Source organism: Rhodovulum iodosum, from assembly GCF_041020385.1.
GTDB lineage: Bacteria > Pseudomonadota > Alphaproteobacteria > Rhodobacterales > Rhodobacteraceae > Rhodovulum > Rhodovulum iodosum.
On sequence record NZ_JBEHHI010000005.1, the window covers coordinates 20,446 to 41,131 of the forward strand.

Consider the following 20,686-nt stretch of genomic DNA (forward strand, 5'->3'; position numbering starts at 1 on the left):
ATGAGAGGGAAGACAGCCCCCGGCGCGGCTGGTATCGTACACCGTGAACCGAGCTGAACCGGGACAAACGCCTTGAAACGTCTGATTTCCGCCGCCTTGCTGTGCCTGGCCGTCGCCGGCTGCGACAGTGCCGAGGAACGTGCCGAAAACCATTATCAAACCGCCGTCGCCCTGCTTGCCGAGGGCGATGTCGACCGCGCCCTGGTCGAGCTGCGCAACGTCTTCCAGTTGAACGGCCAGCACCGCGACGCGCGGCTGCTCTACGCGGAAACGGTGCGCGAGCAGGGCAACCAGCGCGGCGCCTATCGCCAGTACAAGCGCGTGGCCGAACAGTATCCCAACGATCTCGAGGCCAACCGGGCGCTTGCCGACCTGGCGCTGGAGGGCGGCAACCCCGAAGAGGCGCGCCGCTATGCCGACAAGGCGCTCTCCCTGGCCCCCGGCGACCCGCTGCTGGGCGCCATCGACACCGCGCTCGATTTCAACGATGCGGTCGAGGCCGACGATGCGGTCGCGCGCGCCGACGCGGTGGCCCGCGCCCGGGCGCTGCTGGAAACCGACCCGACGCTCTACGCCGCGCGGCGCGTGGCGATCGCCCAGCTTCTGTCCGAATCCGACTGGCCGGCGGCGCTGACGGCCATCGACAAGGGGCTGGAGATCAACCCGCAGGAGCGCGCCCTGCACGGGCTTCGCATCGGTGTACTCGACCAGCTGGGCGACCAGTCGGCGATCGAGGCGCAGCTGGTGCGCATGACCGAGATCTTCCCCGACGACGCGACGATGGGCGCCACGCTGGTGCGCTGGTACGTCTCCGAAGACCGGCTGGACGCGGCCGAGGCCTGGCTGCGCGGACGCATCCGCGAGGGGTCGGACAACCCCGAGCCGCGGTTGACGCTGATCCGCTTCCTGGCCGAGCTGCGCGGCGCCGGGGCGGCGCTGGCCGAGCTGGAAGAGATCCTGGCCGCCGACCCGGCGCCGGCGGACGTGGCCAACAACCGCAACCAGTTCAGCGCCCTGCGCGCGGGCTTTCTGTTCGCCACCGGCGCGCGCGAGCGTGCGATGCGCGAGCTGGAAGAGACCCTCGCCGGCGCCGAACCCTCGGAAGAGACCGACGGCATCAAGGTCTCGCTCGCCCGGATGCGGGCGGCCACGGGCAACCAGGTGGGTGCACGATCGCTGGTCGAAGAGGTGCTGGAACGCGACCCCGGCCATGTGAGCGCGCTCAAGCTCAAGGCCGGCTGGCTGATCGACGACGACAAGACGGGTGACGCCATCGTCGCGCTGCGCGCGGCGCTCGGCGCTGCGCCGCGGGATGCCGATATCATGACGCTCCTGGCGCGCGCCTACGAGCGCGAGGGCAATCGCGAGCTGATGGCCGAGATGCTGTCGCTGGCGGTCGAGGCCTCGAACCGCGCGCCGGAGGAAACGCTGCGCTATGCCAAGTTCCTGATGCAGGACGACAACTGGCGCAGCGCCGAGGACGTGCTGATCGAGTCGCTGCGCCTCGCGCCCACCAATGTGGCGATCCTGACCGCCCTCGGCCAGACCCATCTGGGCATGGAGGACTGGCCGCGGGCCGAGCAGGACATCGCCCGGCTGCGCGAGCTGGACACGGCGCAAAGCCGCGCCGCGGCCGACGAGCTGCAGGCCCAGATCTTCGCCAGCCAGCGCAAGTCGGACGATTTGATGAGCTTCCTCGAGGAACGCGCCGACTCCGACACCGCGGGGCAGGGGGCCGAAGCGGCGGTGATCCGCGCCCATATCCTGAACGGCCAGATCGACGAGGCGCTGGAGCGCGCGACCGCGCTGCTGGAGAACAACCCCGAGGATCTCGCCGCGCGCTTCATCCATGCCTCGGTGCTGTTCCTGGCCGGCCAGGGCGAAGCGGCGGAAACCGAGCTGCGCAGCCTCGTCGACGAGGAACCGCGGCTCGAACCCGCCTGGACCACGCTCTATGCCCTGCTGATGCAGCGCGGCGAGACCGAGGCCGCGGGGGCCGTGCTGGCCGAGGCCGAGGCCGCGCTGCCCGAAAGCCGCAACCTCAAATGGGTGCGCGCCGGCCATCTGGAACGGCAGGGCGATGCCGAAGGCGCGATCGCGATCTACGAGGCGCTTTACGCCGAAAACAGCGATGTCCCGGTGGTCGCCAACAACCTGGCCAGCCTGCTGAGCACGGTGCGCGACGACCCCGAGAGCCTGCAACGCGCCTTTACCGTCGCCCGGCGGCTGCGCGGCAGCGAGGTGCCCGCCTTCCAGGACACCTATGGCTGGATCGCCTTCCGCCAGGGCGAGATCGACGAGGCGCTGACCCATCTCGAACCGGCCGCCGCGGCGCTCGCCGACCCGCTGGTGCAATACCACCTGGGCCGGGTCTATGCCGCCCAGGGCCGCACCGAAGACGCCCGCGCCCAGTACGACAAGGCGCGCGAGCGGCTTGCGGCCAGCAGCCGCGACTATGGCGATCTGCGCGCGCGCATCGCCGCGGCGGTGCAAGAGCTGGAGAGCGGCGACGGCGGCGAGAACTGACCGGATCGCGGGGGATCGGCACGGCCGCGCCCCCGCGACCGCGGCATTCGGGATACTTGTGGATAATTTTATACAAGCATCATTTTTTCAGCCCCTTATTTCGCTTAGGATCATGCGCAATCCGAGGCTTCATGGTGAAGGTACCCCCATGCACAGACGATTGATCGGCCTGATTTTTGCCCTTCTGGCCGCCCTGTCCGCCACAGCCGCCGCCGCCCAGTCGCGCTACGCGATCCGCAGCGGCGATGTTCTCCAGGTCGAGGTTCTGGAGGATTCCAGCCTCAACCGAAGCGTTCTGGTGCTGCCCGACGGCACCATCAGCTTTCCCTTCGTCGGCACGATGCAGGCCGCCGGGCGCAGCGTCGACGAGGTGCGCACGGCGCTGACCTCGGGGCTGGCCTCGAATTTCGCCGCGCCCCCCAATGTCTATGTCTCGGTCGGCCAGCTGTCCCAGCGGCGGTCCAGCAGCCCCGCGGCCGCCGCGGCGATCGACATTTTCACGATGGGCGAGATCGCCAAGCCCGGCCGGTTCGAGTTGCCGCGCGGCACCACGCTGTTGCAGGCGCTGGCCTCGGCCGGCGGCTTTACCAAGTTCGCCGCGTCCAAGCGGGTGGAACTGCACCGCACCGACCCGGCCTCGGGCACCGAGCAGATCTATACGTTCAGCTACCGCGGGGGCGGCATTCCCGGCTCGACCGTGCTGCAGGACGGCGATGTGATCGTGGTGCCCGAACGCCGCCTGTTCGAGTAGACCGCCGATGCAGGGGGCAGGAAGCATGACGCGGGCCGGTGCTCTGGCCGGCATGATCCTCCTGATGGCCGGCACCGCGCCGGCCCAGGAGACGGGCGGGCTGCGCATGGTCTTCGGGGTGGAATCCTCCCTGCGCAGCGACGACAATTTCGAGCTTGACCCGGATGCCGACGGGCACACGACGCTGTGGGACACGCGGCTGAGCTTTGGCCTTGTCTCGGAAACCCGCACCGCGCGGCTGGCGCTCGACCTGGGCACCACCGCAAGGCTGGCCGAGTTTCCCGACAGCTCGGAAAGCGGGTTCGAGGCGCCAAGCGCGCGGCTGTCCTATACGCGCGAGAGCGCGCGCAGCCGGATCTCCGTCGACGCGAACTGGGAAAAGGCCGATATCCGCTTCCTGTCGCCCTTCTCCGACCCGGTGCTGATCCTCGACGAGGAGACCGGAGAGCCGTTCCTCGTCTCCGACCCGGGCAACCGCGAGCGCGCCGATCTGGGCCTGCGCCTCGAGACCGGCCTCGACACGCCGCTGGGGCTGGTGCTGACCGCCCGGCACAACGCGCTGCGCTATTCCGACACGGTCGACCCCGATTACTACGACCGCGAGAGCAACAGCCTCTCGGCCCGGCTGCGGCTGCGGTTCTCGCCGGTGACCACCGGCTATGTCACCGCCAGCCAGCGCCTGTTCTCGGCCGAGGACACTCCCGACACCGACCGCGAAACGCGGCGGCTCGGGATCGGGCTCGATCACGCGATCGACGCCGCGACGGTTTTCGAGGCCGAGATCGACACCGTGCGGATCGAAACCGAGAAAACCACCGGCGGGGTGCGCCGCACCGACGTGGACGAGGGGCTGGACGCCAGCCTGAGCCTGTCGCGCGAGCTGTCCAACGGCCGGGCGCGGCTGTCCTACACGCATGACACCACCACGACCGGCAGCCGCGACACGCTGCGTCTGGGCCGGTCTCTCGAACTGCCGCGCGGCGGGCTGTCGGTCAGCGTCGGCGCCACGGAAGGCGAGGCCGGCGAGACCGCGCTGGTCGGCGAGGTCGGCTATACCCACGAATTGCCCCGCGGCGGGCTGCGGCTTGGCCTGTCGCGCGCGGTCTCGACCAGCGACGACGACGAGGACGTGCTGCGCACCCGGCTGAATGCCGGCTGGGAGCACGAGATCGGCGCGCTGTCCTCGCTGTCGCTCGACATGGGCTATGCCCAAATCGAGGATGGCGGCACCGGCGATACGACCGAACGCGAACGGGCCAATCTGCGGCTGGCCTACAACCGTCTGCTGGCCCAGGACTGGCGGCTGTCGGCGGGCGTCGAGCACCGGCTCGACCGCGAGGAAGGCAACCCCGACGCGCACTCGAACGCGGTCTTCGTCACGATCAGGCGCAACTTCTCGATCCGGCCCTGAGCCGCTCGCGCATATGACCGACCCAGCGCCCCCCCTGCCGCGCCGGCGCCCCGCCGGCGCGATTCTGGCGATCTTCGCGCTTTGCCTGTTGCCCGAGCTGGTGCTTCTGGGGGCCGATGCGGGGCTGTGGGGCACCGCCCACTGGCGCAACATGGTCTATCAATACGGCGCCTTCTGGCCGGGGCTTCTGGGCAACTGGCGGCCGAACTACCCGGGCCAGGCGGCGGCGATGTTTCTCAGCTACGGCTTTCTCCATGCCGGGCTGTGGCATTTCGTGCTGAACATGGCGACGCTGTTTTCGCTGGGCACGCCGCTGGCCGCGCGGCTGGGGCAGGCCCGGTTCCTGGTGCTCTGGGCGCTCTCTACCCTGGGCGGCGCGGCGGGCTATGCGCTGTTGTCCGATACGCCGCAGCCGATGGTGGGCGCCTCGGGGGCGCTGTTCGGGCTGGCGGGCGCCCTGATCGGCAGCGATCTCGCCGACCGGCTGGCCGATGACGGGATCGAGACCGGGCGCGCGCTGGCGGCGCTGGCGCTGACGCTGCTGGGGCTGATCGCGCTCAACGCGGCGATGTACTGGGCGATGGGCGGGCGGCTGGCGTGGCAGACCCATCTGGGCGGGTTCATGGCCGGCTGGGGGGCGATCCTGCTGCTCGACCGCGACCCGCGCATCAGCCCTCGGGGGCCGGATTAGAGCCTTCGATCGCGCTGCCCGACCCGAGCTGCACGTTGAGATCGACAAAGGCCAGCGCCTGCCGGTAGAGCGTCAGCGCCAGCCTGTCATTGGCGTCCGAGACATCGTTCTCGGCATCGATCAGGTCGCTCAGCGTCGCCTCGCCCCGGTCGAAGACCGCGCGGGTCAGCGTCACCGCCTCGCCGTAAAGCCGCGCCGCGCGGGCCGCGGCGCTCAGCGCCTCGGTGCCGGCGCGGTAATCGACCAGCGCCGTCTCGACATCCCTGAGCGCGCCCAGAACCGTCGACGACCACTCCAGATGCGCCTGCCGCGCCCGGGCATGGCCGGCCAGCACCGCCGCGCTGGCCGCCCCGGTGGGCAGCGCCGGAAAGCGCAGCGCGGGGCCCAGCACATAGGCCGCCGCGCCCTGGCCGCCCTCCAGCGCGTTCAGCGTGATCTCGCCGGTCAGCGACAACGAGGGGTAAAGCGCGGCCCGCGCCACGTCGATCTCGGCGACGGCGGCGTAATAGCGCCGCTCGGCGATGCGGATATCGGGGCGGTTGCGCATCAGGTCGGCGGGGATGCCCATCTCGGGCGCGAGGCCGGCCCGCGGCTGGGGCCCGGGGGCGAGGCCGATCTCCAGCGCGCCGGGCCGGCTGCCGGCCAGCACCGCGATCTGGGCCTTGGCCGACGCGATATCGGCCCGCACCTGGGGTATCTCGGCCTGGATCTCGGCCACCCGCGCCTCGGCCCGCGCGATGTCGAGCCGGGTGGCGGAACTGGCCGAGGCAAGGTCGCGGGTCAGCCCCAGCGTGCGCCGGCGGCCGGCCAGCTCGGTCGAGCGCAACGCCAGCAGCCGCTGGCGGTAGCGCAGGTCGAGATAGGCCCGGGCGATGTCCGACAGCACCAGCAGCCGCGCCGCGTCGGTCTCGGCATCGGCCACCTCGATGCGCGCGTCGGCGGCGCGGCGCTCGGCGGCGCGGCCGCCATAGGGGTCGAGCAGCCAGTTCAGGCCCAGGTCCAGCTCGCCCACGCCGTCGGGGCCGCGATCGTCGGTGCCCTCGGCGTTGAGCGCGGCCGAAGAGGTCAGCGTCGCGTTCCCGGGCACCGCGGCGCGGCTGGCGCGGGCCTCTTGCAGCCGGGCGCGGGCCGATTTGATCGACAGGTTGCCGGCCAGCGCGCGCGCCACCAGCGCGTCGAGCACCGGGTCCTCGAGCCGCTGCCACCAGGCGGCGTTGCTGAGCAGCACCGGCCGGGCTTGCGGCGCGTCCTTGTAGGCGGCACGAAAGGGAAAGCGCGGCGCGTCATAGGGGGTGGGGGCCATGCAGCCGCTCAGCACCAGCGCCCCGCCGAGGGCGAGTGCCCCGCGCACGCCGCGCACCGGCGCGGCGCGCCGGCGGATCTGTGGCCGCCCTGTCATGGCCTGCCTTGCCTCATCTCGCGCCCCGCCTTCGCGGCGGTGGCTTTACGCGGCCCCGCGCGGGGCCTGCCTGTGGCGCTCAGCATGCCGGGACCCCCCGCACCGGGCAAGCCCCGCACCGCGAAACCGGGCCGATCCGGGCGTGTTTGTGCCCTGAAGGGCTCAGTCAGTCCTCGCGGAAAGCACGCTCGAACTGGGCGGAGAGCGGCTTGAGCAGATAGCGCAGCACCGTGCGCTCGCCGGTCTCCAGGAAGGCCTCGACCGGCATCCCGGGCACCAGCGCCACCTCGGGGCCGAGGCGCGCCAGCTCTTCGGGGGTCACGTCCAGCACCACCCGGTAAAACGCCTGGCCGGTGGCCGGGTCGGTGACGGTGCCCGGCGAGACGCGCCGCACATGGCCCTTCAGCCGCGGCGTGGCCTTGGGGTCGAGCGCGGCCATCACCAGTTGCGCCGGCTGGCCCGGATGCACCCGGTCGACCGCGCGCGGGTCGAGCCGGACCTCGAAATCCAGACCCTGTTCCAGCGGAATCACCTGCAGGATCGTCTCGCCCGGCGGCACCACGCCGCCCACGGTGCTGACCGCCATCTCATGCACCACGCCGGCGACCGGGGCGCGGATAACGACCTGGTCGAGCCGGGTCTCGGTGATCACGATCTGCGGGATCAGCTCTTCTATCTCGGCGGTCACCTCGCGCAGCTCGGTCACCACCTGTTCCTTGAACTCGCGCTGCCGCTGCAGCGCCTCGATCTCGGCATCGCGGATGGTGTTGACCAGCCGTGCCCGGTCGGCCTCCAGCGCCGAGATCTGGCCCAGAAGCTCGGCCCGGCTGCGCTGCAGCTCCAGCCGCTGGCTGTCGCGCGCCAGCCCCTTTTCGGCCAGCGCGGCGATGTTGCCGAGGTCTTCCTCGATATAGCCGAGCTGGGCGCGTTTCGAATCGAGCTGCCCGGCGATGCCGCCGGTCTGGGCGTTGAGCTGGGCCCGCCGCTCCTGAAGCTGGGCGGCGCGCCCGGCCAGAAGCTCGGCCCTTGCGGCGAAGATCTGGCGCTGCCCCTCTTCCTGCTCGACGGTGCCGGGCGGCGTAAAGGGCAGGGGCGGGTAATCGAAGCGCGGCGCGGCGAGGCCCAGATGCTCGGCCCTGAGGCGCGCCTGGCGGGCCAGCGCCTCGGCCAGCCGCGCCCGGGCGATCTCGAGATTGACCTCCAGGAGGGTGGGATCGAGCCGCAACAGAACCTGCCCGGCCGCCACCCGGTCGCCGGATTTCACCGCGATCGCCTCGACCCGGCCGCCGTCGAGGCTCTGCACCAGCTTGGGCTGGCCGCGCACCACCGCCTGGCCCGGGGCGATCACCGCCCCGGCGATGGGCGTGAAGGCGGCCCAGGCGACCAGGAGTACCAGAAAGACCAGCCCGGCCACCCCGCCGATCAGCGAGAGCGGGCGCAGCCCGGTATGCAGGGCGGGGGCGGCGTGGTCGGTCATGGCCTAGCCCTTGCCCCCCTGGCTGTTGACGGTGCGATAGATCGCGGCCGCCTTGGTCTGATCGGCGGGCTTGGTCGGCTTGGACGGGCTGGAGGGCGGGGTGGGGTTGGGCGGTTTGGACGGGTTGGCCGCCCGCCCGGCCCCCTGGGCCAGCTTGGCCGACACCCCGGCCGGCACCGGCCCGGCGGTGCCGCGCGGGGCCGGGGCGGGGGTGGCGCCGCGCGGGGGCGCAGGCGGCACGGCGCGGGCGGGGGCCGGTGCGGCGGGGCGCTGCGCGGCCGGATGGGTGCCGGGCTGCAGCACCGCCGACAGCACCTCGTCCTTCGGCCCGAACTTCACCACCGTGCCCTGCTGCAGCATCAGCACCTTGTTGACCGCGGCGATGGCCGAGGGGCGATGCGCCATCACGATCACCGTCGAGCCCCGCGCCCTGAGCGTCTTGATCGTGGCGGTCAGCGCGTCGTCGCCGGCCACGTCGAGGTTGGAATTGGGCTCGTCGAGCACGATGATCCGGGGCTCGTGATAGATCGCGCGGGCCAGCCCCAGCCGCTGGACCTGCCCCCCCGAGAGCGGCGAGTCGGGCCCGCCGATGCGGGTGGCATAACCATCGGGCAGGGCCAGGATCATGTCGTGCACGCCGGTCAGCCTGGCCGCGGCGATCACGTCGACATCGCGCGCGTTGGGGTCGAAGCGGGCGATGTTCTCGCGGATCGTGCCGGGCAGCATGTGCACCTGCTGGGGCAGATAGCCGATCTCGCGGCCCAGGGCGGCCGGGGCCCATTGCTGGGGCGTGGCCCCGTCAAAGCGCAGCTCGCCCGCGTCGGGCCGCCAGGCGCCCACCAGCAGCCGCGCCAGCGTCGATTTTCCGGACGCGGAATTGCCGATCACCCCCAGCCCGTCGCCGGGCTCGAGCTCGAAACTGACCTGGGTCAGGATGCGCGGCCGGTCGGTGCCGGGCTGGCCCGGGGCGAATTTGGTCAGCCGGCTGGCGGTGATGCGGCCGGTGGGCGCGGGCAGGTCGATCGTCTCTGGCTCGCCCGGATCGGCGTCGAACGCCTCGATCAGCCGGCGATGGGAATCGGCCGCGCGGCCGATGGCGCGCCATTGCCCGATCACCTGGTCGACCGGCGCCAGCGCCCGGCCGGCGATGATCGAGGAGGCGATGATCATGCCCGCGGTGATCTCCTGGCGCAGCACCAGGAAGGCGCCGAGCGTCAGGATCGCCGATTGCAGCAGCATCCGGAAGGCGCGCGAGCCCGACGAAAAGGCCTGGGCCGGGTCGCTGCCGGCCTGGTGCGCGGCCAGCGTCGTCTTGTGCCGGTCCAGCCAGGTCGCCGTCACCGGGCCTTCCATGCCCATCGCGCGGATCGCCTCGGCGCCGCGGCGGCTTTGATCGGCGAACTCGCGCTCGGCCGCCTCCAGCGCGGCGGCGCGCCCGATCGGCGCGCTGGTGACCGCCCGGTTGATCAGCGCGACCCCGGTGATCACCGCGGCGCCGGCGACGGTCAGCCAGCCGAACCAGGGATGCACGAGAAACAGGATCGCCAGGTAGATCGGCACCCAGGGCGCGTCGAAGAGCCCGGTCACCGCCGGCCCCGACAGGAACGCCCGGACCGTGTCGAGATCGCGCAACAGCCGCCCGCCGGGCCCCTGCGCGGCGCCGGCCGCGATGCCGCGCCCGAAGGCCCGCGGACCCAGGTCGAGCGCAAGCCGCACCGCCACCCGCGCCAGCAGGCGCCCGCGCAGGAACTCGTAGATGCCGAGGAAGGCGTAGCAGACCACGACGATGGCAAAGAGCCCCTGCAGCGTCGGGATCGAGCCCGAGGCCAGCACCCGGTCGTAGACCTGCAGCATGTAGATCGACCCGGTCAGCATCAGCACGTTGACCGCGGCGCTGAACAGCCCCGCCACGCCCAGGGACGGGCGCAGCCGCCGGAGCGCCGCCCGATAGGGATTGGATGAGGGCGCCTCGCCCGCAGCCCCTGTGGTCCTGTGCATCTGCCCGTGCCTCTGGCGCAGCCCGTTCGCGTTATGTCGTCTTATGGGGCGCGCAGGAAATACATACCCCGCAACCTGCACACGGTCCAGCCGCGCCGCGCGGGGCCGGGGGCGGGGGCGGGGGCTGTGTCCTGCACGCCTCGCCCCCGCGCCATAGCATGGCAGATGTTAACGCCGCCTCGCACCGCGGCCGGGCCCGCCGGCGCAGTTGACTTTCATCGGGCATCTGCTAGCGGACGGAAGCTTTTGCCAGAACCGACCGGCGATGATTTCCAGGAAGCACAAGACGATCTTCGTCCACATCCCGAAGGCCGCCGGCCAGAGCGTGGAGCATGTCTTCCTGCAGGAGTGCGGGCTCGACTGGGACAGCCGCGCGCCGCTTTTGCTGCGCCGCAACGACGACCGCAGCCAGGGCCCGACGCGGCTGGCCCATCTCTATGCCCGCGAATACGTCGCCTGCGGGCATGTCACCCAGGCCGAGTTCGACAGCTATTTCAAGTTCGCGATCGTGCGGAACCCCTATGACCGGCTGCTGTCGGAATACCGCTACCGCAACCCCCGGCGCACGCCGCTGTGGTGGTTCCTGCTCAAGCCCTGGCGCGACGACTGGAAAGACCCTGTCCGCCACCGCGTGCCGCAGGTGCGGTTTCTGCATGACGGGCAGGGGCGGCTGCTGGTCGACCGGGTGATCCGATTCGAACGTCTGGCCGAGGAAATGCCCGAGGTGTTCGAGCGCGCACTCGGCCAGCGGCGCGCGCTGCCCGCGCGCAACGTCTCGGACAAGCGGCCGGACCTGGCCCGCAAGGGCCTCTCCCGGCTGCATCGCTGGATCATCCGCTGGCGCTATGCCGAGGATTTCCGGGTGCTGGGCTACGACCCGGGGGCCTGAACCGGCCCCGAGACCCCGCCCCGGCGCAGGTCTGTCCCGCGCATCAAAGGCGCTGTCGCGCGCGCATAGTGGCAGAATTGCTGACAACCGGGACCCTGTGAGACATAATGCCATCAGGCCATGTCTGCCGTTAGGTCAGGCACGGCCGACGCGGGACCGGACCGCGCCTTGCGCGCAGATGTCCCGCGCTCCTGAGGGGGTAAGGGGAAAAATGATTTGAACAGAGGGAATAGGACAATGAAGACCCATATCGCAAAAGGTCTGTGCGCGGGCGCCGTGCTATCGGCCGCGATGATATCGGGGTCCGCCTGGGCCACGACGACAGTAAGCCTCTCCGAGTCGATTCCGGTGGACGCCGAAATGGCCAGCACGGCCACGAACCCCTTCAATATCGTGGTGAATTTCACCGGCGGGCTGAGCGCGACGCAGCAGACGGTTTTCTCCAGCGCCGAAAATTTCTGGGAAAGCATCATCACCGGCAATCGCTACGACCTGGCCCTCCCCGATCTCGTGATCAGCGCGGCGGGCGTGGCCATCGACGGGGTCGGCGGCATCCTTGGCCAGGCCGGGCCGCAAACGTTGGTGCGCACCAACGGCGCCCCGCAGGATTACGCCTATGCCGATACCGGGATCATGCAATTCGATTCCGCCGACCTCGGCGCCCTGGAGGCGGCCGGCACGCTGTTCGACGTGATCGTGCACGAGATGGCGCATGTGATCGGCTTCGGCACGCTCTGGGATGCGCCGTCGCTCTCGCCGGCGCTGGCCGGCACGCAAAGCGTCTATACCGACGAGTCGGGGCAATACACGGGCAGCTACGCGCTGGACACCTACAAGGCCGAGTTCAGCCCGGCGGCAAGCTTCGTGCCCGTCGATATCGTGTCCGGGCCCGGCACGCGGAACGCGCACTGGGACGAGACGCTCTTCGGCGACGGGTCGGGGCTGGACCTGATGACCGGGTTCATCGGCGGCCCCACGCTCCTGGCCGATTCGCCGCTGGTGGCCACCACGCTGTCCGACACCACGATCGCCTCGTTCGCCGATATCGGCTACACGACGATCGTGACCGACCCGATGGCACCGGTTCCGGTGCCGCCGGCCCTGGCGCTCGGTCTGTCCGCCTTTGCCGCGCTCGGCGCCGTGTCGCGCCGACGCCGCCGCGCGCCGGCTTGATCGCCTTTCGGCGGCGCAGCGTCCTGCTCTGGGGCGCTGCGTCCTCCGTGGCCCTGCTAGGAGCGACCGCGCCGATGGCTGCATGTCTCGCGCTTCCACCGCCGGGGGAGGCGCAGAGCGTTCTGTCGTTCGATGTCGCCGATGCGCGGGCGCCGCGGCATCCGCCGCTGCTGGAAATCGACTCGGACGGCGGCATCGCCGTGCGCATGGGCGATGGCATCAAGCGGGGCAGGATGTCCCGCGCGGACCTCTTGCACCTGATCGAAGAGATCGTGACCGAGCAGGGGTTGCCCTCCATCGACGGTGGCGCCATCCGGCGCGCGCTCGAGGCACCGGCCGGCACCGACGGGCCGGCGCAGATCCATGCCGTCGCCGATGCGCCGACCAGCTTTCTGTCACTGTCTCTGCCCGGCTGCGCCCTGTCCGTGGCCGTCGAGGGCAGCGCCTTTGCCAGCGCGGCCCGGCCCGACATCGACGCGCTGCAACGGTTTCGGCGGATAGAGCTGCGCCTGCTGGAAATCGTCACGTCGCTTCAGCAGAGTTGAAACGGGCCGCGCCTCATTAGTCGCATAAGTTATGTTATGTTAATTATTTAGGCAAAATCCAGCAGCACCGCGCCGAGATAGCCATAATTGGCGCCCGGCGCGACGGCGAGATCCAGCACCAGCTTGCCATCGGCCGGCACGGCGATCTGCGCGAACTCGGCCTGGTTGCTGAGAGCGCCGGAGCCGGCGTTGACCTGCACGGTCTCGCCGCCGTTCAGCGTCACGTCGCCGACGCGGGCTGTGGTGTTGCCGAAGGCGTGCTGGGCCGCGACCTTTACCGTCACCAGATCGCCCGGATACAGCCCGGTGAAGGTGAGCGTCAGCACGTCCGTACCTGACACGCCGATCAGCGATTGCATCATGTCGATGTCATGAAACCGGCTGTCCGCGAGGCGGTCGCGGAAATCCGCGTCATCGAGCGTCACGTTGGCCGAGGTCGAGAACGGCCCGGCCTCGACCTCGATGAACGGGTCCAGCAGGCCCGCGGTGTCGAGCGCGCCGACGAACACCGGATCGTTGGCGCCGGTGGAATAGCTCGTCAGCTCGTTATAGGCGGCGCCGGGCAGGTATTCGTAAGGCTGGCCGTTCTTCAGCGAATAGATCAGCGTCCGGCCCGCCCGCGCGCCGTCACTGAGCCCCAGCGCGCGCCCGGCCACGCGCATCAGGATGTAATGCGCCAGGCACTTGCCCAGCCCGTGAATGCCGTCGCCGCCGATGTAGTCATTCCAGCGGTCGGCAAACGCGTAGGGGTTCGCGTAGGGCGCCCCGTCCACCATGAACCCGGGCGCATAGGCGCTGATCGCCGGGTGGATGATGTTCTCGTTGTAGGGCAGCGAGCCGTTGGCCTCGGTGGCGTCGTCACCTTCGACCACGAGGGGCGCCTCGACGTAGAACCGCTTGGTCAGCGGCAGCGGAACCACCTTGTCGCCGTCGGCCACGATGGCATCCATCAGCGCCGTGTAATCGGTCTGGAAAACGGCCTTTCCGCCGGGATAGGGCCGATTATTGCTGACGTTGTTGCCGCCCGAATGGACGATATAGAGGTTGGAACCGGCGCTCGCGGCGAGGTCGGTCTTGGCCGTGGACAGCCGCGCGATCGTGTTGGAAATCTCGTCGCCCGAGGCCGAATAAGTGACGAGAGTGCCGGTAAACCCGATGGCGGCCGCAAAGGGCTGCAAGGCGGCGTTGATCGCGGGCGACCCGAAAGAGCCGTCCATGATCGAGGCGCCGAGAACCACAACGTTCTCGGCCTCGAGCAATCCCGAAAGCGGCGCGATCCCCGCCGGTGCCGCGATATCGCCGCTGCCGGACAGAACCGAAACCGTGTCGAGGCCGAATCCAATCTGCATAGCCGGGCTCCTGTCGCGTCATCGCGCAACAGGCTGAAACAGAAATGGCTGCCAACCGGTAAGCCTAGCGTACGCTGCCCTGCCCCAGCGCGGGGGCGACGGCGGGCCGGCCCGGTCGCAGCCGCAGACCCAGGAACAAAAACCCGCCGTAGCGGGTCTCCTGCAGCGCCTTCTGCGCCAGGATCGGACCGAACAGCCCTGCGCAAAAAACCGGCAAAAGCGCCGCAACAGGGTCGATATCGGGCCAGATCGCCTTGAGCGCGCTAACCGTTCCGGCGGTAAAGAAGACATGGAACAGGTAGATCGCATAGGACTGCCGGCCCAGCCGGGCCAGCAGCGCCTGCCGCGGGCGCAGGAAATACAGCCCCAGGCAGGACATCATCCCGATCCCCAGGGCCAGGCCGCGCCGCAGCTCTCCCCCGGTCTCGACGACGCCGAGCGCCAGCGCCGCGCCCAGCAGCACCGCTGCGGCGACCGCCGCGGCCCCCAGCATGCGCGCCCCTGCCCCGCGCCCGCCGTCACCGCGCGCAAGCAGATGGCCGGCCATGAAAAAGGCCATCAGGAACAGCGCGTTGTTGATCGAAAACCAGTTACCCGGCACCAGCGGCAGGCCCCACCACCAGACCGCGCCGCCACCCAGCAGCACCCAGGCCGCCGCCCGCACCCGGCCGCCACCCAGCCATACCCCCAGGGTGAAAACCGTCATGATCAGAAAGGTGGCCTGCAGAAACCAGAAATGCGCGTAAGGCTGAAAGAAGATCCGCAGGAACGGCCCCTGCTCGATGCCCGCCGCTGCGCGGATCAGCCAGAACAGCGAACCGACGCAAACCATCGGGACCAACAGCCGCCGCGCCTTGGACAGGATGCGTTTGCGCATATCCGCGACCGCCGGCGCGGCCGGCACGAACACGAACCCTGACAGGAAACTGAAAAGCGGCATCCTGACGTTGGAGAAACTGTCGTTGATCGTGTGCAGCCAATGCTCCGCCGGAACCTCCAGCCCCTTCGCGGGCCCGCTGCCGACTACGTGATAAAAGACCAGCGCAATACAGGCGATGGCGCGGATCGTGTCGATATCGTCACGCCGGCGCTCCGTCGGGGGGGGCTTTAACCCGCTCAAGCTGTATTCCTCGCCCTGCTAACACCTTTAAGGCGACACTTTACACCGCTTGCTGCATCGCGGCAACGCAGAGCGATTCAGAGCGCCCAGAAATCTCCGGGTTTGCCGCAATGGGCCAGCAGCGCCTGTGCATCCGGGCGCAGCTCTTCGGCCAGTTCGGCCTCGATCTCGGGCGGCAGCCGCATCTCCGCGGCCGGCCGGCTGAGCAGGCGATCCTTGACCGCCCGGGTCACCCCCTTGGGCAGCACCTGCTTGGCCAGACGCACCGGGCCGGCGCTGTTCAGCCGGGTATAAAGCCCCGCGGGCACGCGTTTGCCCGCGCTCGGATTGACATGCAAACCTGCGTCGACGCTGTACGGTTCCACCCCAAGAAAGGCACAAAGCCGGCCGAAAAACGCGTCGCTATCGCGCGAGAGATCCTCCATGAAGCCGATGAAGATCTGCGCGTCGGGATAAAGCGCGCGGTAGCGCGAGAGGTTTTTCCAGTAAAGGCTCTGGTCGACGAAGCGCGCGGGCATCTCGCGCACCGCCGCCTCCAGCGTGGGTGGCACCGCATCGCCCATGTCCACCCGGTTCTGCACCCAGGCCGACACGATGCGCCGCAGCGGGTGGCGCACCATGAAGATCAGCCTGGCCTCGGGCAAATCGCGCGCCATCCGTTCGGCCGAATGCGGGTACATCGCCCCGGCGGCATAGTCGTTCGAGCCCTCGCCGCAGATCGCCTCGCCCTGCCGCGGCGCGAAAAACCGGGCATACCACTCCGGCCCCTTGGCGTAATTCGCGTCATCGCTGAAATAGTTGGGCTCGCAGCGCGGCGCCATGTAGACCTCCGGATGCTCCTCGAGATACTTGCAAACCGTCGAGGTGGCGCATTTCATCGCGCCGAGCACCACGAAATCGGGCTTCGCGGGATCCGCGCCCGCGCTCATGATCCACCGCCCACCGGCCGCGCCGCGGCCCGGTTCAGGCGGAATAGGGCAGGAAACTGGGCGCAGGGCAACGACGGCCTCCTCCGCGATACAGCCAACGGGTCGCGCCGAACAATCGCGGCGCCCCCGCCGGAATGCAAGACGTCACCGCCCCCGGCCGGTCAGGCGCGCCAGCGCGTTCCGTGCGACCCAGCCGGTTTCGTTGCCCGGATCGCGCAGGAAGGTCGACACGAGATCGAGCCATTCCAGGCCGATATAGAGCCTTTCATGGGCGGCGGCGGACTGTTCCGACAGCGCCCGGTAGAGATCGGGCGACTGCATCAGGTGCGCGACGCGATCGGCGAGCGCATCGGGGGACGCGGCGCGAAACACCAGGCAATCGGCGCCGTCGCGCAGGCGCCCGGCAAAGGCCGGATGATCCGAGATCACCAGCGGCGAGCGCGAGGCCAGCGCCTCGTAGATCGTGTTCGGCAGACCCTCGGCGTAATCGTGGCGCGAGGGCACGACGACCAGGTCGGCCGCCCGCATCCGCGCGCGTACCTCGGCATGGGGCAGCATGCCCAGAAAGCGCACCCGGTCGTCGATGCCCAGCCGCGCGGCCCGGGCCTGCCAGGGGGCCAGGTCGCGCCCCCCCGCCAGGTCGAAACCCAGCCAGAGCCCGCGCGCCTTCAGCAGGGCCACGGCCTCCAGGCAGTCGCCGACGCCCTTGGCATCCGATATCGCCCCGGCGAAGAAGGCCCGCCAGGGCCCGTCGGGCGCGGATTTGGGATCGGGCTCGGTGGGCAGGCGCGACCAGTCCCAGGGCACGATCCGCCCGGCCGGGTAGAGCAGCGCACGCCCCACCGACCGCGAGGCGTTGAGGCTGTGATTGGCCACGCAGACCGTCCCTGCCCCGCCCAGCTGGGCGCGCAGCCGCAGGTTTCGCCAGGCCTGCCGCAGGCCGTCATTGGCAAAGATATCGGCAAAGACCGGCAGCACCGGCAGGCCGCGGCGCCGCGCCCAGCCCAGCACGAACCGGTTCGGCGAGCGGCAGATCAGCACCTCGGGGGCGATCTCGTCGAGCAGCGGCAGGATCTTCGCCGGGTCGTGGCCCGCCCCGGGCGGAATGCCGATCGATGTCAGCCCCGGCGCCAGCTCTTCGCGGTGCGGCCGGTCGCACATCGCCACGACAACCACCGGCATCTCGTGCGACAGGCGGGCGACGAACTCGACCGACCGGCGCTGGTCGCGGTAGGTCTCTTCGCCGCCGTCGCGCAGCCGCCGGAAGGCAGCGCCGTAATCGCCATTCTGGAAAATCAGCAACCTGCGGCCGCGGATCGCCGGCGCCACTGCGGGGGACTGGTCGGTCATGGCCTCATCGCCTTCCCGGTCTGCCGGCTTTGGCGCAATGGCGGCAACGGCCTCCGGTCCTGTCCAGTCCTCCGGGCCGGCCGTCACGCCGCACCGCCGCCCCGCCCGGCCAGCCAGGCCGCAAGATCGGCCCTGAACGCCTCCGTGACGCCCTCTCCGGTCAGGGTGATGCGCCCCGGTGCGGCCTGCATCCGGATACCGCCGGGGCCCTCGACGGGCCTGCCGTCCGCGGACGGGGCCGCCCTGCCCTGCCCCGGCGCCTTGGCCGCCGCCCCCCTGCCCTGCCCCGTCAGCGCCCGCTCCAGAAGCGCCAGCTCGGCGGCGGCATCGGCCGGCGCGCCCTTGCGCAGGCGTTCGCGCAGCCGCGGCGCCAACTCGGCATCCGCCTCGAGCGCGCGCGACAGCGCAAGCCCCAGCCGTTCGGGGATCGCCGCGGCAAAGCGCAGCCGGTCGTCGAGCGCGTCGTGGATTTTCAGAAAGCTGCCGATCTTGGACCGTTTCGCCCGGCTGGCCGCGGCGAAGAGCCCAGAGAGCGCCGCCTGGACATCGGGGTAGACCCCCTGCCCCGCCGCGCGGGCGACGATCCGGGCGCGCTCGTAATAGCTCAGCCCGACCCGGATCTCGTTTTCCTCGACCATGGCACGGTAGGCCTCGGCGGCGGTCTCGGGGCGGCGCAGCAGCGCCTTGACCGTGCCGAAGCGCGCGGCATCCTCCGCGGCCAGGCGGCGCAGCGCCGTCAGCCGCCGCCAGCCCGAGATCAGCCCGAACCGCCCCGCGCCCAGGTCGACCACCTCGATCGGGGTCTGCTGGCCGCGGTCGCGGAGGCTGTCGATCAGCACCTCCAGCTCGGCATCGTCGGCCAGGATCCGGTCGCGCACCAGATAGCCCGCGTCGACCGCCTCGAGCGGCAGCGCCTGCACCATGCGCCCCTCGTCGCGGGCGCGGCGCACATCCTCGGCCAGGTCGCGCAGCGCCGCCTCGCTGGCGCTTTCGCCGGCGACGCGGGCGATGGGCGCAGCGCCCCGCCCGGCCCCCGGCAGGATCGGCCGCGCCGCCGCGTCGGCGGCGGGCTCGGGCGAGGGCGCGGTGGCAAGGTTGCGCGCCGGGGTCAGTCTCTTACGCTTGGCCATGGGCCCCTCCCCCTCCGGTCTTGTCCCGCCCTGTTTCGCACGCGAAACGCGCGGCATTTAAGGCATTGAAAATAAAACTTTTTTTCTCCGCATCTCCGGAAAACGCCGCCGCGACGCTCATGCCGCGCTCTCCGCGGCCCGTTTCGCGGCCTGCTCGTCGCGGCGCCAGATGCCGATCAGCAGTTCCTTGAAGGCGGCATAGGTCTGGTCGAAGGTCGCCCGCCCGCGGGCATAGGTGTCGCGGTTGAAATCGCGGTAATCGGCCTCGTAGATGCCGTTCACGCTTTCGCCGGCCTGGCCGATCAGCGCGGTGAAATCCTGCCGGTGGGGCGACAGCCGCTGGCCCATATAGGCCTGGATCAGCGCGGCCATCTCGGCCTGCTGGGCGCCGTCGTAGCGGGTGATCAGCGCGCGCACCGCGTCCCATTCGAAGACCAGCTCTTCGCGCCCCAGCGCGCGGGCGGCGATGTTCTCGCTCTCCTCGATCGAGGAAAAGGTCGAATGCAGCATGTCGAAAAAGCGCCCGGTGGAATCGAACTCCAGGAAACTGGCGCCCAGCGGCACCAGCAGGATATCGGCCGCCGCCAGCCCGTTGATCGTGAGGTATCCCAGCGCCGGGGGCGTATCGAGAAAGATCAGGTCATAGCCGTCCAGCACCCCGTCGGCCTCCAGCGCGTCGCCGAGCGCGTCCCACAGCTTCCAGCCGCGCGACTGCATGCGCCAGACGGGGATCTGGAACTCGGCCCAGTAGAGGTTCAGCTGCGCCCCGATCAGGTCGATATTGGGCCAGTGGGTGGGGCGGATCACGTCCCCCGCGGCGATCCCCAGCGCCTCGGAGAGGGGCTCGTCGAGGGGCAGGGGGGCCTCGCCCCGGTCGAGCCGGCGCTGGTTCTCGCCCCGCAGGTGGGTGGCGTAGTGGCGCGCGAGCAGTGGGAAAACCGTGGACCATTCATCCTCGATCCTGCCGCCGAAGATCGACGTCATCGAGCCCTGGCTGTCGAGATCGACCATCAGCACCTTGTAGCCGTCGAGCGCGGCCGACATCGCCAGGTGCGCGCAGGTCGAGGTCTTGCCGACGCCGCCCTTGAAATTGGCCACCGCGACGATCTTGGCGGGCAGCCCCTCGGGGCGGTAGGGCAGGTAGTTCTTGGCCTTGGACCCTTCGGCGGCGAAATGCGCGCGCAGGCGCAGCACCTCCTCGAAGGTGAACCATTTCGCGCCGCCCTCGGTCTCGGTGCGGCCCTGGGGCAGGTCGGGGTTCTGCCGCAGCACCCGGCGGAAATGCGCGGGCGCGACCGGGATCAGGTACTTGGTGATCTCCCATGTCGAAAAGAGGCGCAGCTTGCGCGCGCCACCCTCCGACAGCCCCCGCCCGGCGAGGTCGTCGCGCCCCGCGCGGCAGGCCTGGGCGATGGTGGCAAACCCCTCGGTGCCCTCGGGCTCGGAGAGCGCGGCCAGCGCCCTGTCCGGGGAAAGATTGAAATAGGGGGGCGGGCTGTCACTGCTCATGGCGCCTCGCATGTTACATGTTTTCTTCAGGGTACCCCAAAAGGCGTAACATGCAAGATTTTTCGATACATCCCTCAGCTTTTCTCAGCAATTCCGGGGGGTGTCGCCCTTGTCCGGGCGGGGGGTCGAGGCGTTGTTGAAAAAACCTGCCCGTTATTTTTTATGTTATTTGATAGTTACAGAGCGGCCTGATTTTGAAAACCCCTGAAAAATGCGCCTGAAAACAGGATGTTCTGGGCACGTGCCGAAAAGGGGGCGACTCTCATCCCACGATGAGGCGACTCCGATCCCACGTCGGACCGACTCCGATCCCCCGAAGCGGGGGCTGGACCGGGCGCACCGGCTCGCCTAGCGTGGGTGTCAATGAAACGACGAAGCCGGGCGGCAGTCCCGGCCGGGCAGAGACATCCGGCAAAAAGACCGGGACGAGCGGACAGGA

The 20,686-nt window shown here is 70.0% G+C and carries 16 protein-coding genes; 7 read left to right on the forward strand and 9 right to left on the reverse strand.

Annotated elements, in window-relative coordinates; translation table 11 throughout:
* Nucleotides 1-72: 72 nt before the first annotated feature.
* The 4 genes from Ga0609869_RS18120 (at nt 73) to Ga0609869_RS18135 (ending at nt 5,379) form a co-directional block, all read left to right on the forward strand.
* Entirely contained in the window at nt 73-2,526 is a 2,454-nt protein-coding gene (locus Ga0609869_RS18120) for a tetratricopeptide repeat protein (RefSeq protein WP_125403191.1), read from the forward strand.
* A 148-nt stretch (nt 2,527-2,674) separates the two neighbouring features.
* A complete protein-coding gene (locus tag Ga0609869_RS18125) occupies nt 2,675-3,277 on the forward strand; it encodes a polysaccharide biosynthesis/export family protein (RefSeq protein WP_125403190.1) in 603 nt (200 codons plus the stop codon).
* Between the two features lie 25 nt (nt 3,278-3,302).
* Nucleotides 3,303-4,688 carry a hypothetical protein gene (locus Ga0609869_RS18130; protein WP_125403189.1) on the forward strand — a complete coding sequence of 462 codons (1,386 nt, stop codon included), beginning with the start codon at nt 3,303-3,305 and terminating at the stop codon, nt 4,686-4,688.
* Between the two features lie 13 nt (nt 4,689-4,701).
* Nucleotides 4,702-5,379 carry a rhomboid family intramembrane serine protease gene (locus Ga0609869_RS18135; RefSeq protein WP_125403188.1) on the forward strand — a complete coding sequence of 226 codons (678 nt, stop codon included), beginning with the start codon at nt 4,702-4,704 and terminating at the stop codon, nt 5,377-5,379.
* Here the strand turns inward: Ga0609869_RS18135 and Ga0609869_RS18140 are convergent.
* The 3 genes from Ga0609869_RS18140 to Ga0609869_RS18150 form a co-directional block, all read right to left on the reverse strand.
* A complete protein-coding gene (locus Ga0609869_RS18140) occupies nt 5,357-6,778 on the reverse strand; it encodes an efflux transporter outer membrane subunit (RefSeq protein ID WP_125403187.1) in 1,422 nt (473 codons plus the stop codon). The two genes, Ga0609869_RS18135 and Ga0609869_RS18140, sit on opposite strands and share 23 nt — an antisense overlap.
* 166 nt (nt 6,779-6,944) lie before the next feature.
* A complete protein-coding gene (locus Ga0609869_RS18145) occupies nt 6,945-8,255 on the reverse strand; it encodes an HlyD family type I secretion periplasmic adaptor subunit (RefSeq protein WP_125403186.1) in 1,311 nt (436 codons plus the stop codon).
* A gap of 3 nt (nt 8,256-8,258) precedes the next feature.
* Nucleotides 8,259-10,253 carry a type I secretion system permease/ATPase gene (locus Ga0609869_RS18150; RefSeq protein ID WP_369022882.1) on the reverse strand — a complete coding sequence of 665 codons (1,995 nt, stop codon included), beginning with the start codon at nt 10,251-10,253 and terminating at the stop codon, nt 8,259-8,261.
* A gap of 265 nt (nt 10,254-10,518) precedes the next feature.
* On the opposite strand from Ga0609869_RS18150, the gene Ga0609869_RS18155 reads away from it, so the two are divergent.
* From Ga0609869_RS18155 to Ga0609869_RS18165, 3 genes are all read left to right on the forward strand, one after another.
* On the forward strand, nt 10,519-11,142 hold the full coding sequence (locus Ga0609869_RS18155; protein ID WP_125403224.1) for a sulfotransferase family 2 domain-containing protein: 624 nt from the start codon (nt 10,519-10,521) through the stop codon (nt 11,140-11,142).
* Nucleotides 11,143-11,379: 237 nt separating this feature from the next.
* On the forward strand, nt 11,380-12,315 hold the full coding sequence (locus Ga0609869_RS18160) for a peptidase (RefSeq protein ID WP_125403223.1): 936 nt from the start codon (nt 11,380-11,382) through the stop codon (nt 12,313-12,315).
* A gap of 74 nt (nt 12,316-12,389) precedes the next feature.
* Complete coding sequence (locus tag Ga0609869_RS18165) at nt 12,390-12,860, forward strand: hypothetical protein (protein ID WP_125403222.1); 471 nt, start codon at nt 12,390-12,392, stop codon at nt 12,858-12,860.
* A gap of 47 nt (nt 12,861-12,907) precedes the next feature.
* Here the strand turns inward: Ga0609869_RS18165 and Ga0609869_RS18170 are convergent, their stop codons facing one another.
* The 6 genes from Ga0609869_RS18170 to Ga0609869_RS18195 form a co-directional block, all read right to left on the reverse strand.
* Entirely contained in the window at nt 12,908-14,209 is a 1,302-nt protein-coding gene (locus tag Ga0609869_RS18170; protein ID WP_125403221.1) for an SGNH/GDSL hydrolase family protein, read from the reverse strand.
* 64 nt (nt 14,210-14,273) lie between these two features.
* Nucleotides 14,274-15,329 (reverse strand): acyltransferase family protein, encoded by a 1,056-nt coding sequence (locus tag Ga0609869_RS18175; protein ID WP_125403220.1) that lies wholly within the window; start codon nt 15,327-15,329, stop codon nt 14,274-14,276.
* A gap of 77 nt (nt 15,330-15,406) precedes the next feature.
* On the reverse strand, nt 15,407-16,258 hold the full coding sequence (locus tag Ga0609869_RS18180; RefSeq protein ID WP_125403219.1) for a sulfotransferase: 852 nt from the start codon (nt 16,256-16,258) through the stop codon (nt 15,407-15,409).
* A 144-nt stretch (nt 16,259-16,402) separates the two neighbouring features.
* Nucleotides 16,403-17,608, reverse strand: a complete 1,206-nt coding sequence (locus Ga0609869_RS18185) for a glycosyltransferase family 4 protein (protein WP_125403218.1) — start codon at nt 17,606-17,608, stop codon at nt 16,403-16,405.
* A gap of 83 nt (nt 17,609-17,691) precedes the next feature.
* Complete coding sequence (locus Ga0609869_RS18190; protein ID WP_125403217.1) at nt 17,692-18,738, reverse strand: ParB/RepB/Spo0J family partition protein; 1,047 nt, start codon at nt 18,736-18,738, stop codon at nt 17,692-17,694.
* A 117-nt stretch (nt 18,739-18,855) separates the two neighbouring features.
* Nucleotides 18,856-20,247, reverse strand: coding sequence for an AAA family ATPase (locus Ga0609869_RS18195; RefSeq protein ID WP_170168737.1), 1,392 nt, complete (start codon nt 20,245-20,247; stop codon nt 18,856-18,858).
* Between the last annotated feature and the right edge of the window lie 439 nt (nt 20,248-20,686).

Coding starts and splice junctions, on each gene's coding strand:
- Ga0609869_RS18125 (WP_125403190.1), top strand. CDS start 2,675: ATGCACAGACGATTGATCGGCCTGATTTTTGCCCTTCTGGCCGCCCTG.
- Ga0609869_RS18130 (WP_125403189.1), top strand. CDS start 3,303: ATGACGCGGGCCGGTGCTCTGGCCGGCATGATCCTCCTGATGGCCGGC.
- Ga0609869_RS18135 (WP_125403188.1), top strand. CDS start 4,702: ATGACCGACCCAGCGCCCCCCCTGCCGCGCCGGCGCCCCGCCGGCGCG.
- Ga0609869_RS18140 (WP_125403187.1), bottom strand. CDS start 6,778: ATGACAGGGCGGCCACAGATCCGCCGGCGCGCCGCGCCGGTGCGCGGC.
- Ga0609869_RS18145 (WP_125403186.1), bottom strand. CDS start 8,255: ATGACCGACCACGCCGCCCCCGCCCTGCATACCGGGCTGCGCCCGCTC.
- Ga0609869_RS18150 (WP_369022882.1), bottom strand. CDS start 10,253: ATGCACAGGACCACAGGGGCTGCGGGCGAGGCGCCCTCATCCAATCCC.
- Ga0609869_RS18155 (WP_125403224.1), top strand. CDS start 10,519: ATGATTTCCAGGAAGCACAAGACGATCTTCGTCCACATCCCGAAGGCC.
- Ga0609869_RS18160 (WP_125403223.1), top strand. CDS start 11,380: ATGAAGACCCATATCGCAAAAGGTCTGTGCGCGGGCGCCGTGCTATCG.
- Ga0609869_RS18165 (WP_125403222.1), top strand. CDS start 12,390: ATGGCTGCATGTCTCGCGCTTCCACCGCCGGGGGAGGCGCAGAGCGTT.
- Ga0609869_RS18170 (WP_125403221.1), bottom strand. CDS start 14,209: ATGCAGATTGGATTCGGCCTCGACACGGTTTCGGTTCTGTCCGGCAGC.
- Ga0609869_RS18180 (WP_125403219.1), bottom strand. CDS start 16,258: ATGAGCGCGGGCGCGGATCCCGCGAAGCCCGATTTCGTGGTGCTCGGC.
- Ga0609869_RS18185 (WP_125403218.1), bottom strand. CDS start 17,608: ATGACCGACCAGTCCCCCGCAGTGGCGCCGGCGATCCGCGGCCGCAGG.
- Ga0609869_RS18190 (WP_125403217.1), bottom strand. CDS start 18,738: ATGGCCAAGCGTAAGAGACTGACCCCGGCGCGCAACCTTGCCACCGCG.
- Ga0609869_RS18195 (WP_170168737.1), bottom strand. CDS start 20,247: ATGAGCAGTGACAGCCCGCCCCCCTATTTCAATCTTTCCCCGGACAGG.